The sequence below is a fragment of the Streptomyces luteosporeus genome, assembly GCF_039532865.1.
GTDB classification, from domain to species: domain Bacteria; phylum Actinomycetota; class Actinomycetes; order Streptomycetales; family Streptomycetaceae; genus Streptomyces; species Streptomyces luteosporeus.
Genome location: NZ_BAAASL010000037.1, coordinates 1 through 11,591, shown reverse-complemented (window position 1 = coordinate 11,591; position 11,591 = coordinate 1). Strand labels below are relative to the sequence as shown.

The window sequence follows — 11,591 nt, the reverse complement described above, 5'->3', positions numbered from 1 at the left end:
GGCCGGAGGCGGTCACGTCCAGGCCGGTGACGGACCCGCCCGAGGACTCCACGGCCGTGGTCAGCTCGCTGACCGCGGTCCCGCTCGCGGGAACCTCCAGCCGGACCGTCATCGAGTACGAGACGCTAGGCGCCGTTGCCATGGCCGCTTTCCTCTGCTTTCGCTTGTTTCGCTGTAGCGCGCGTCACGAGGACGCGACATCCGCGCACCGGGGTGCGGGACGTCCGATCGTCCCACCTACCCGTCGGTAGGGGGTAACCAGCCTCGGTTTTTGAAAGAAATCTTCCGGAATACGGGAGGAAAAATGCCGACGGGCGTCCTTTCCCAGAGGATCCCGGAGGATCCCGAAGGAAAGAACGCCCGTCGTACCAAGCTGACGACACCGACCCGCCATGCTCGCCTCGCGGCAAGTGGTCGCTCGTAGCGACTAAGGTTGGGCCCGGGGGCTTGGATCGAGCCGGTGTCGCATCCAGGCTAACAAACCCGCCCGCGAAGTCATTCCGTCAGGCGGCCTTCCACCCGCAGAACGTCAGATCGGGTGCCGCGAGCGGGCCGGATGGCGCAGGCGCGCACCCGGCCCGGGAGCCCCTCCCCGTCAGTCCCGCAGCAGGTCGGGCACCCCGTGCTCGTCCGGGTCGTCCCGCTCCCCCGACAGCACCGTCAGGCGCTGCGTGGCGCGGGTCAGGGCCACGTAGAGCACCCGCAGGCCGGCCGGGGACTCGTCGGCGATCTCGGCGGGCGAGACCACGACCGTCGCGTCGTACTCCAGGCCCTTGGCCTCCAGGCTGCCGAGCACCACGACCCGCTCGCCGAGGCCGGCCAGCCAGCCGCGGGCCTGCTCGCGCCGGCCCATGGGGACGACGACGCCGACCGTGCCCTCGACGTCGGCCAGCAGGTGCAGCACCTCGTCGCGGGTGCGGCCGGCGAGGTCGTCGCCGGCCACGGTGAAGCGGGGCTCGATGCCGGTGGAGCGCACGGCGCGGGGGGCGCGCATGCCGGGCATGGCCAGGGCCAGCACCTTGGCGGCCAGCTCGGCGATCTCGGCGGGGTTGCGGTAGTTGACGGTGAGCTCGAAGCGGCGGCGGGGGCGGGTGCCCAGCGCCTCGTCGCGGGCGGCGGCCGCCTCGTCGGGGTCGGACCAGGAGGACTGGGCCGCGTCGCCGACGATCGTCCAGGTGGCGTGCCGGCCGCGGCGGCCGACCATGCGCCACTGCATGGGCGTGAGGTCCTGGGCCTCGTCGACGATGACGTGGGCGTAGTCGCGGCGCTCCTGGGCCAGCCGCTCGGCGCGCTCGCGGCGGGTCTCGGAGCGCTGCGGCATCAGCTCCTCCAGGCCGGTCAGCGCGTCCAGCGGGTCCATCTCGCGGGGCTGGCGGGGGCGCGGCGGCACGCCGAGCAGGGTCTCCAGCTCGTCGAGGAGGGCCACGTCGTGCACGGAGAGCGGGCCGGTGCCGGCGGCGTCCAGGCGGCGCAGCGAGCGGGCCACGAGCCGCACTTCGCGCGGGCCCAGCACCCGGCGCGAGAAGCGGCCCAGCCGCTTGTCGTCGGCGAGGCAGGCCAGCACCCGGCGCGGGGTGAGCTCGGGCCACCAGGCGTCGAGGAAGGCGGTGAAGGAGTCCTCGGTGGTGATGTCCTCGTCGAACGCCGAGCGGGCCTCGGCGGCGAGCTCGGGGTCGGTGTAGCGCCTGGGGCCGCCGGCACGGGACCACAGTGCGTCGAGGATCAGCCGGCGGGCGCGCGGGCGCAGCAGGTTGACGGGGGCGGTGCCGCCGAGGGCGCTCTGGCGGATGCGCCCGAGGTCCTCGGCGTCGAGCTCGACGCGGGCGCCGAAGGCGACGACGCGCAGCCGCTCGGGCACCTCGGTGCCGGCGGGCGGGATCTCCAGGGCGCCGCGGACGGCCTTGCGCAGCACCTTGACCATGCGGGAGGAGCCCTTGACGCGGGCGACGGCCGGCTCGTCGTACACCTCGGCCTCGGCGCCGTCGACGAGGGAGCCGACGGCGCGGATGGCGACCTGGCCCTCCTCGCCGAGGGAGGGCAGGACGCCCTCGGTGTAGGCGACGAGCAGCGGGGTCGGGGAGACGACGAGGATGCCGCCGGCGTAGCGGCGGCGGTCCTGGTAGAGCAGGTACGCGGCGCGGTGCAGGGCGACGGCGGTCTTGCCGGTGCCGGGGCCGCCCTCGACCTCGGTGACCGAGGCGGCGGGGGCACGGATGACCAGGTCCTGCTCGGCCTGGATGGAGGAGACGATGTCGCGCATCGTGTGGCTGCGGGCCTGGCCCAGGGCGGCCATGAGGGCGCCGTCGCCGACGACGGGCAGCTCGGTGCCGTCGAGGGTGGTGGTGAGCTCGGGGCGCAGCAGGTCGTCCTCGACGCCGAGGACGCGCCGGCCCTTGGAGCGGATGACGCGGCGGCGCACGACGCGGCCGGGGGCGACGGGGGTGGCGCGGTAGAAGGGCGCCGCGGCCGGGGCCCGCCAGTCGATGACGAGCGGGGAGTAGTCGGCGTCGAGGACGCCGAGGCGGCCGATGTGGAGGGTTTCGGCGATCTCGGCGCGGTCGCCGTGGACGGCGTCGTCGGCGGGTTCGACGGAGGTGTAGGCGCCGTCGGGGCCCTTCTTGCCGTCCTTGCCGCGCAGCAGGTCGATGCGGCCGAAGAGGAAGTCCTCGAACTCGCTGTTCAGCCGGTTGAGGTGGACGCCGGCGCGGAACACCTGGGCGTCCCGTTCGGCGAGCGCGCCCGGCGTGCCGACCTGGCCGCGCTTGGCGGCGTCGTCCATGAGGAACTCCGCCTCGTGGATCTTCTCCTCGAGACGCCGGTACACCCGGTCCAGATGGTGCTGTTCGGCACCGATCTCACGGTCGCGGACCCCGTCGGGTTCCATCGCCGGTCCTGTCGCCACTCGCGCGTCCGTGGCGTTCTGCGCGGCCACCCAGGCCCCCTTCTGCTGTGCGTAGGGCAGCCGTCAACCGTACGCGAACAGGGGTGCCGACGCACCTGTCAGGACATGAGGGGTTTGCCACGAGTGTCACCCGTTGACGAAGCGCCCTCGGTCACTCCAGGGGGACGGTCGCCAGGCGGCGGCCGTCGAGCGTGCGGACCTCGAAGCGGGCGATGTCGGCGCGGTTGAAGGCGGCGCCGCCGTGGGTGTACAGGGGCTCCCGGTCCGCTTTGTCGCCCTTGTCCAGGCCGTAGCCGGGTGCCGGGACGGCCCAGGTGGTCACCGTCTGCTCCTGCCCGTCGCGGCCGACGGCGACGAGGTCGCAGGTCAGCGGGCCCCTGACGTTGCCCAGTTTGAGGGCGACGTGGGTGCCCCAGGGCTTGTCCTGCAGGGAGACGGTGGCGTCGACCTTGGTCGCGGGGTCGACGGCGCCCTTCTTGTCGCCCTCCTCGTACATCTGCCGGGCGGCGCCGGCTCCGCTGTGGCCGGGCGTGTCGTGGCCGGTCAGGGCGGCTCCGGCCAGCGGGCCGGCGACGATCAGCGCGGCGGCCGCGGCGACGAGCCACAGCCGGCGGGTCCGGCGGGCGCGGCGCGTGGCGCCGACCTCGTCGAGCAGCGCGTCCAGCATCCGCGGGGGCGGCTGCGGGGTCGGGGCGGCCGGGTCGGGGGTGGCTTCCTTGAGGTCGGCGAGCAGGGGGGCGAGGCCCATGAGCCCGTCGAGTTCGGCGCCGCAGCGCTCGCAGCCGGCGAGGTGCTCCTCGAAGCGGGCGGCCTCGGCCGCGTCCAGGGTGCCGAGGGCGTAGGCGCCGACCGCGGTGTGCCCGGGGTCCGGTGCTGCCGGGCGGTTCATGGCGTCACTCCTCGTTCCTCGAGCGAGAGCCGCAGCGAGCGCAGGGCGTAGAAGACCCTGGACCTGACGGTGCCGGCGGGTATGCCGAGGGCTTCGGCGGCTTCGCTCACGGTGCGTCCTTTGAAGTAGGTCTCGATGAGGGCCTCTCGGTGGGCGTCGGTCAGGTCCCCCAGGGCCTCGGAGAGGGTCATCAGGCGCAGGGCGCGGTCGATCTCGTCGGCGGCGGGCAGCAGTTCGAGGGGCGCGGCGTCGGCCTCGGGCGGCCGGGCCTGCCGGCTGCGGTGGTGGTCGATGACGATGCGCCGGGCGACGGTGACGAGCCACGGCCGTACGGAGCCGGTGGCGCCGCGCAGCCGGTCGGCGTTGCGCCAGGCGCGCAGCAGCGTCTCCTGGACGACGTCCTCGGCCCGCTGCCGGTCGCCCGCCACGAGCCGGAGCACGAAGCCCAGCAGCGGGCCGGCGTGCTCGGCGTAGAGGGACCGCATGAGCTCCTCGTCGGGACTGGTCCTGTCGGCCACGGCGGCATCCTTGCGCACGTCTTCCCCCTGGGTCGATAGCGCGTCGAGAGGGAGTACGGGCGGCAGCCGGCGGCCGTTCAGCGGCGGTGCGGTCCGCGGCCGGCTGCACCGGCTGACGGTGCCTGGCCGTGCCGTGCACGGCGGACTACCTGTTCGGCTCCTGGGTCGTGCCGGCCCGCCGCCGGTGGCGGGCCACCCGCTCGCGGTTGCCGCACACCTCGCTGGAGCACCAGCGCCTGCGGTGCCCGCGCGAGGTGTCGAGGTAGACCAGGGAGCAGCTGCGGCCCGCGCAGCGGCGCAGCCTGCCGCGGGCGGCGGGGTCGGTGAGCAGTTCGACGGCGTCCCGGGCGATCTGCCCGAGGAGGGCGTCGCAGTCCACCGCCGAGGCGAGGCTGCGCACGAGCAGGCCGCCCGCGTCGCGGCCGGCCTGCGGCGCGGGCGGGGACGCGGCGGCGAGCGCGTTGACCGTCTGCAGGTCGGGGTCGGCGGCACGGCCGTCGACCTCGTCCTGCACGACGCGCAGCAGCACCGCGCGGGCGGCCCGGAAGCGGGCGAGCCAGGCGGTGTCCACCGCCTCCAGCGGGGTGCCGTGCGGGACGATGCCGGCGCCGAGCAGCCAGGCACGCAACCGGCGGGGGCTGTCGAGCCGTTCCTCGGGCTGTGCCGTGGCCAGCAGGTCGAGGCAGAGTCTGCCGCAGTCGAACCGCAGGCCGTACGGGCCGCCGGGGGCCGCTGCCGGTGCCATGGGTGTCACCCTTTCCCCTCACGGATCCTGCCCCGCGCCTCCAGGGTGCCCCCGTGGCACGGCCCACGGGAAGAACGGCCCGTGCGGGAAAGGTCCTAGGAGAAGAAGGACTTGGCCGCCAGGAGGGCGTCGTTGTCCGCCTCGACGTCGCCCGGTGCGTTGCCCTGGCCGAGGAGGGTGCCGCCCCACTGCATGCCCATGTACTCCGCGGAGGCGCTCAGCATGCCCGTGAAGGAGTCGGTGATGCCGGGCTTGGCGGCGCCGTTGGCGGCGGTGATGCCCCACAGGGTGCGGCCGGCCATCCGCTGCTTGAAGTCCGCGCCGGGCAGGACGAGCCAGTTCACCCAGTGGTCGAAGTAGAGCTTGGTGGAGGCGGAGACGCTGTACCAGTACAGCGGGGAGGCTATGACGAGGTCGGTGGCGTCGAGGGTGGCGTCCAGCAGCAGGCGCTCGGAGGCGGACAACTCGGCGGGGACGCCCGCTTCGGTGTGGCGCGGGTCCTCGAAGGGGGGCAGGGGGTGCTCGCTCAGGCGCAGCCAGCGCTGGGGGACGTCCTGCGGCAGCTGGGCGGCGGCGTGGCGGGCGAGCGCCTCGGTGTTGCCGCCTTCGCGACCACTGCCCAGGAGGAAGAGAAAACTACGGCCCGCGAAGCCGGAGCTCCGGTCATTTTCAGTCATGCGCTGGTCAACGCCGTTCAACAGGCCACCATTCCCGGCCTCATGACGGAGGGTCCGCCGCCCCCTTCACAGCCTGCGGTCGCGTGCGGCGGCGCAGCACCAGCCCCACCGCTCCTGCGGCCAGCACGGCGACGCCTGTGCCGGCCGCCACCACCGCCACGACCAGCGTCGTGCGGTCCGGGCCGCCGTGCGCGGCCGGTGCCACGGTGGCCGTGACCGCGGGCGAGGTGACCAGCAGCTGCCCCGTGCGCCGGACGCGCCCGTGGTGGCTGACGACCGTCACCGGGTAGCTCCCCGGCGCCAGGGCGCGGCGGACGCGGGCCGCACCGAAGTAGCGGGGGTCGTCGCCGTCGCCGGCCTTGCTGTCGTCCCGCCGCAGGGCGACGGAGCGTTCGAAGGCGGGCGAGGCGGCCGTCAGGCTCTCCTCCTCCCCCGGATCGGGTGAGGCGTCGCGCCACAGGACGTTGACGGTGCCGCCGGCCGCGACCCGGTGGCCGGCTGCGCGGGCGTCCTCCGGGTGGGCGGAGGGACGGAAGAACGCCGGTCCGCGCACCCTGCCGGTCCAGTCGCCGTCCCCCGGCCGCGCCGCGCGCACCACGAGCGGCCGCTCGGCGATCCTGCGGCCCCCGGGCCCGGTCAGCGTCACCTTGTACGTGCCGTCCCCGGCCCCGGGCTTCACGACGGCCGGCGCCGTGAACATCCGCGGGTTGTGCCAGTCCTCGCCGTGCGCATCGTGCCGCAGGCGCACCGGCGAGCGCAGGACGGGCGAGGTGACGGTGAAGGCGTCGCCCCTCTCGCCCGGGAAGAGATCGTCGAAGAACAGCCCGAGCCGCTCCCCCGGCCGCACCTCCCTCCGGGCGGAGACGGTGAAGCTCGGCCGGCGGGCCGCCTCGACGCGCACCCGGTCCTCGGCGACCACCCGCCCGCCGGCGTGCACGCGCAGCGGGTACGAGCCCGGGGCGGCGCGCATCGCCACCGCGGGGCGCGCATGGAATCCGCGCCCGCCGGCATCGCCGTACGGCGCCAGGCGCACGGGCCGGGCGAAGGCGGGCGAGGTGACGGTGACCTGCCCGGCGCCGGCCCGCAGCCCCCGCACGTCGACGTCGATCAGCTCGCCGGGCCGGCTGCCGAAGGCGCCGCCCAGCAGCAGGTGCACCCCGCCCGGGCTCTCGCCGGCGGCGACGGCCGGCCCGCCCTGCACGCCCAGCCACAGCACCCCCGCGCCCGCCAGCGCGAGGGCCGCTCGCATCCGCTCCGCCTTCACGGCCACCCCCTGTCGTTCACGGTAGTGACGAACTTCTCCCCGGGGTACCGCCCGTCGAGACCTGCTCCGGGACGCAAAAAAGCCCCCGGCCGCGAGGCCAGGGGCTTTTCCACCATGGGATGAGTGGAGATGGCGGGAATCGAACCCGCGTCCAACGGTGCAGAACCAGGGCTTCTCCGAGCGCAGTCCGCTGCGATTTTCTCGGCCCCGGAGATCACACGGACAAGTCTCCGACGGGCTCAGCCACTGTGTGGTTTCCCACCAGGCCCCGTGGCCGGGCCCAGTGGTTTAGTTCCCTCAATGATGCCAGGATCCGGGTCGGGAACAGTCCCGGGCTGACACTTCGCAGGTCGCTACTTAGGCAGCGAGGGCGAAGGAATCGCGCTTGGTGTTGGCGATTATTGGTTGCGACATATGGTTTACGAGATCATTGCCGCTTCCTCGGCTCGCTTCCCCTGCTTCGACATCCGCTGTCGAAACCGATCATCCCCATGTTGTTTTTTCAAGGTGCGCACCCCGGACCTGCCGGTGTGCGATGCGCCCATCGTACGTGACCAACGCACGACGGTGCCAGCGTATTCCCCGCGGGGTCACCCCTTGGCGCGCTGGCGGCGGCGGGCCGAGGCGATGGCGCGGTCCGCCTCGCGGCGGTCCTGCTTCTCGCGCAGGGTCTGCCGCTTGTCGTACTCCTTCTTGCCCTTGGCCAGGGCGATCTCGACCTTGGCCCGGCCGTCCTTGAAGTACAGCGAGAGCGGCACGATCGTGTGCCCCGTCTCGTCCGCCTTCGAGGCGAGCTTGTCGATCTCCGCTCGGTGCAGCAGCAGCTTGCGCTTGCGCCGGGCGCTGTGGTTCGTCCACGTCCCCTGGCTGTACTCCGGGACGTGCACGTTGTGCAGCCACGCCTCGCCGCCGTCGATGTGGACGAAGCCGTCCACCAGCGAGGCCCGGCCCTGGCGCAGCGACTTGACCTCGGTGCCGGTGAGCACCAGGCCGCACTCGTACGTGGTCAGGAGGTGGTAGTCGTGCCGCGCCTTCTTGTTCTGCGCGATCAGCTTGCGACCTGTCTCTTTAGCCATAGCGTCGTCATTCTCGCACTACGACCCGCCCCCGAGGCCACTCAATACCGTGCGGGCCCGGTGCTCGGCGTCCTCGCGCACCACCAGGTCGGGCACGATGCCGCTGTCGTCGACGGCCCGCCCCGAGGGCGTGCGGTAGTGGCCCACGGTGAGCTCGGCCACGGAGCCGTCGGCCAGCCGCGTGGGCATCTGCACCGAGCCCTTGCCGAACGTGGGCGCGCCCACGACGATCGCGCGGCCGCGGTCCTGCAGGGCCCCGGCCAGCAGCTCCGCGGCGCTCATGGTGCCGCCGTCGACCAGCACCACCAGGGGCCGGCGGGTGTCCCCGCCCGGCTCGGCCCGCAGCGCGTGCTGCCGGCCGCGGATGTCGTACGTGGCCACGGGGCCGCCGTCGAGGAACGCGGAGGCGGCCGTCGTGGCCTCGGTGATCAGCCCGCCGGAGTTGCCCCGCAGGTCCAGCAGGACCCCCTCCCCCGGCGCGGCCGAGCGCACCGCATCGCGCACCCGCTCGCCCGTGCCCCGGGTGAAGGCGGCCACCTTGATCACGGTGGCGGGCGCCGCCTCGTCCTCGCCGTCCACCCGCTCGACCTGGACGCTCGGGGTGACCAGCCGCTCCCGCTGCAGGGTGCGCTCCCAGCGCCGGTCCTCCCGCTCCAGGCCGAGGCGCACGCAGGAGCCGGCGCCGGCGGGGGCGAGGCCGCGCAGCAGGGAGACCACCTCGGTGACGGGCCGGCCGGTCACCTCGGCGCCGTCGACGGTGCGCAGGCGGTCGCCGGGGACGAGGCCGGCCCGCTCGGCCGGCCCGCCCGGGCGGACCCCGTCGATCTCGATCACCCCGCCGCCCGCGCGCCGGACGGTCAGGCCGACGCCGACGTAGGCGCCGTCGAGGGCGAGCGCGAACCCCTCGTACTCCCGGGCGCTGTAGACCGCGCTCCAGGTGTCGCCGCTGCGGCCGAGGACCTCCGCGGCGGCGTCCGCACCGGACTTGCCGTCCGCCCGGGCCCGCGCGGCGGCGTCGTCGAGCGGGCCGCGGTCGACCCCGCCGCGGGCCGCGGGCAGGGAGCCCGCCGGCCGGGCGGCCGTGCGCTCGCCGTCGCGCGCCGCAGTGGTGGACCCCTCGTGCGGCCGCGAGACCACGCCCCAGGCGCCGGTGGCGGCGCCGGCCGCGACCACGCCCGCGAAGACCAGCGTCAGGGCGCCCGCGCGCCTGACGCGGCGCGGCGGGACGTACGCCGTGACACTCCTCGTGGGGCCGGGCATGCGCGTGAGTCTAGGACACCGAAGGGCGCCGTACGGTGAGTTGACCGTACGGCGCCCTCGGCGCGGATCCGCTGCGGGTGTCAGACCTTGAGGTACTTCCGCAGGGCGATGAAGGCGGCCAGCGCGGGCATCAGGAGGCCGATGGCCAGCACCAGGGGCAGCTTGGTGAGCACCGCGTCCCAGCCGATGAACTGCACGACGTCGATCTGGTGGGCGAGCCAGTTGTTCACCAGGAAGTACTGGCCGCACACCAGCAGCACCCCCGCGAAACCGGCGCCCAGCAGCCCGGCGAAGGCGGCCTCCATGATGAAGGGGATCTGGATGTAGAAGCTGGAGGCGCCGACCAGGCGCATGATGCCGGTCTCGCGCCGGCGGCTGAACGCCGAGACGCGCACGGTGTTGACGATCAGCATCAGGGCCACGACGAGCATCAGCGCCATGACGCCCAGCGCCGCGAGGTTCATGCCGTTGAGGAGGTTGAGCAGCGGTTCGAGGGTCTTGCGCTGGTCCTCGACCTCCTGGACGCCGGCCCGCTGGGAGAAGGCGCTGGAGATGACCTTGTACTTGGAGGGGTCCTTGAGCTTGACGCGGAAGGACTCCTGCATCTGGTCGGGGGTCAGGAAGCCGGCGATCGGCGACTTGCCGAACTGCTCCTTGTAGTGCTTGTACGCCTCGTCCGCGGTCTCGAACTGGACCTTCTGGACGACCGGCATCTTCTCCAGGTCGGCACGGATCTGCTTCTTCTGCTCCTCCGTGACCGCACCCTTGGCACAGGCCGGCTGGGACTCCGCGTCGTTCTTGTTGCAGAGGTAGATGGAGACGTTGACCTTGTCGTACCAATAGCCCTTCATCGTGCTCACCTGCTCGCGCATGAGCAGGGAGCCGCCGAAGAGGGCGAGGGAGAGCGCGACGGAGACGATGACCGCGAAGGTCATCGTGAGGTTGCGGCGGAGACCGACGCCGATCTCCGACAGGACGAACTGGGCGCGCATGGCGTCTTCCCGGTGCCTTTCCGTGCGGTGTCAGTGCTGGTAGCCGTAGACGCCGCGCGACTGGTCGCGCACGAGACGGCCCTGCTCGAGCTCGATGACGCGCTTGCGCATCTGGTCGACGATCTGCTGGTCGTGGGTGGCCATGATGACCGTGGTGCCGGTCCTGTTGATCCGGTCCAGCAGCTTCATGATGCCCACGGACGTCTGGGGGTCCAGGTTGCCGGTCGGCTCGTCGGCGATCAGCAGCAGGGGGCGGTTGACGAACGCCCGGGCGATCGCCACGCGCTGCTGCTCACCGCCGGAGAGCTCGCCGGGCATCCGCTGCTCCTTGCCGCCGAGCCCGACCAGTTCCAGGACCTGCGGCACGGCCTTGCGGATCTCGCCGCGCGGCTTTCCGATGACCTCCAGCGCGAAGGCCACGTTCTGCGCCACCGTCTTGTTGGGCAGCAGCCGGAAATCCTGGAAGACGGTGCCGAGCTGCCGGCGCATGTGCGGCACTTTCCAGTTGGACAGCCGTGCCAGGTCCTTGCCCAGCACGTGCACCTGTCCGTGGGTGGCCCGCTCCTCGCGCAGCAGAAGGCGCAGGAACGTGGATTTCCCGGAACCCGAGGACCCGACGAGAAAGACGAATTCGCCCTTCTCGACTTCGAGGGAGACGTCCCGGAGTGCCGGTCGGTTCTGCTTGGGGTAGGTCTTGGAGACGTTGTCGAATCGGATCACGAGTGCACCACGTGTCGGCCTGGGTAGCGGCACGGAACGCCGCCTTCGCGGCTCCGTCGGTGAGCGTGACCCTACCGAACCGCCCGTGCACGCGCAGTCGGCCCGCGGCGGCGGGTCCGCCGAGGGGCGTCAGCGCCGCGTCGGCGACCGACACCATCGGGGACAAACCGAGCACATTTGCTCCTCTTTTCGCGCGTCACCGGACCGGACGCGCCGGACGGCGGGGAAGCTGGCACAGTGGTAAGGGGAACCGCATGGCTCTCCCGCGCGTTGGACCTACCGGAGGAAGGACTTCGCATGACATGCGACCGGCTGGTGTGCGCCAACTGCGCGGCTCCCGTCAGTGAGGGCAGGTGCCCGGTCTGCCGGGCGAGCCGCGAGCGGCTGCAGCACCAGGAAGGCATCTTCGGCGCACTGACGCCGGCGGCGCTGATCGCGCTGCTGGTGGTGCTCGTCGCGCTGACGGTGCTCGCACGGGGATTCGCCGGCTAGGAGCGCGCGCCCACAGGGCTGCATGGGCCGGGGCCCGGGACGCCATGGCGTCCCGG

General features: G+C 73.2%; 11 protein-coding genes, 1 other RNA gene and 1 pseudogene. 1 reads left to right on the top strand and 12 read right to left on the bottom strand.

Annotation, left to right across the window (positions count from 1 at the left end; translation table 11 throughout):
- The 12 genes and pseudogenes from ABD361_RS30080 to ftsE all read right to left on the bottom strand — a co-directional run.
- Positions 1 to 142: pseudogene (locus tag ABD361_RS30080) on the bottom strand (NAD-dependent malic enzyme); the annotation flags it as partial.
- Between the two features lie 453 nt (positions 143 to 595).
- Complete coding sequence (locus ABD361_RS30075) at positions 596 to 2,884, bottom strand: HelD family protein (protein WP_344440119.1); 2,289 nt, start codon at positions 2,882 to 2,884, stop codon at positions 596 to 598.
- Positions 2,885 to 3,053: 169 nt separating this feature from the next.
- Positions 3,054 to 3,791 carry a zf-HC2 domain-containing protein gene (locus ABD361_RS30070; RefSeq protein WP_344440117.1) on the bottom strand — a complete coding sequence of 246 codons (738 nt, stop codon included), beginning with the start codon at positions 3,789 to 3,791 and terminating at the stop codon, positions 3,054 to 3,056.
- Positions 3,788 to 4,327 (bottom strand): sigma-70 family RNA polymerase sigma factor, encoded by a 540-nt coding sequence (locus ABD361_RS30065; RefSeq protein ID WP_425583365.1) that lies wholly within the window; start codon positions 4,325 to 4,327, stop codon positions 3,788 to 3,790. The genes ABD361_RS30070 and ABD361_RS30065 overlap by 4 nt, the downstream gene beginning before the upstream one ends.
- 127 nt (positions 4,328 to 4,454) lie before the next feature.
- A complete protein-coding gene (locus ABD361_RS30060; RefSeq protein WP_344440115.1) occupies positions 4,455 to 5,054 on the bottom strand; it encodes a CGNR zinc finger domain-containing protein in 600 nt (199 codons plus the stop codon).
- A 95-nt stretch (positions 5,055 to 5,149) separates the two neighbouring features.
- The gene (locus tag ABD361_RS30055) at positions 5,150 to 5,731 is read right to left on the bottom strand and encodes a flavodoxin family protein (protein ID WP_344440113.1); all 582 of its coding nucleotides are present in this window, start codon (positions 5,729 to 5,731) and stop codon (positions 5,150 to 5,152) included.
- Positions 5,732 to 5,771: 40 nt separating this feature from the next.
- The gene (locus ABD361_RS30050; RefSeq protein WP_344440111.1) at positions 5,772 to 6,980 is read right to left on the bottom strand and encodes a hypothetical protein; all 1,209 of its coding nucleotides are present in this window, start codon (positions 6,978 to 6,980) and stop codon (positions 5,772 to 5,774) included.
- 136 nt (positions 6,981 to 7,116) lie between these two features.
- Positions 7,117 to 7,486: a transfer-messenger RNA gene (ssrA, locus tag ABD361_RS30045) on the bottom strand.
- A 99-nt stretch (positions 7,487 to 7,585) separates the two neighbouring features.
- Positions 7,586 to 8,071: an SsrA-binding protein SmpB gene (smpB, locus tag ABD361_RS30040; RefSeq protein ID WP_344440109.1), complete on the bottom strand. Its 486-nt coding sequence runs from the start codon at positions 8,069 to 8,071 to the stop codon at positions 7,586 to 7,588.
- A gap of 18 nt (positions 8,072 to 8,089) precedes the next feature.
- Positions 8,090 to 9,331: a S41 family peptidase gene (locus ABD361_RS30035; protein ID WP_344440107.1), complete on the bottom strand. Its 1,242-nt coding sequence runs from the start codon at positions 9,329 to 9,331 to the stop codon at positions 8,090 to 8,092.
- An 80-nt stretch (positions 9,332 to 9,411) separates the two neighbouring features.
- The gene (gene ftsX / locus ABD361_RS30030; protein WP_344440105.1) at positions 9,412 to 10,323 is read right to left on the bottom strand and encodes a permease-like cell division protein FtsX; all 912 of its coding nucleotides are present in this window, start codon (positions 10,321 to 10,323) and stop codon (positions 9,412 to 9,414) included.
- 30 nt (positions 10,324 to 10,353) lie between these two features.
- A complete protein-coding gene (gene ftsE / locus ABD361_RS30025) occupies positions 10,354 to 11,043 on the bottom strand; it encodes a cell division ATP-binding protein FtsE (protein ID WP_344440103.1) in 690 nt (229 codons plus the stop codon).
- A gap of 297 nt (positions 11,044 to 11,340) precedes the next feature.
- On the opposite strand from ftsE, the gene ABD361_RS30020 reads away from it, so the two are divergent.
- Positions 11,341 to 11,535: a hypothetical protein gene (locus ABD361_RS30020; protein WP_344440101.1), complete on the top strand. Its 195-nt coding sequence runs from the start codon at positions 11,341 to 11,343 to the stop codon at positions 11,533 to 11,535.
- Positions 11,536 to 11,591: the final 56 nt, after the last annotated feature.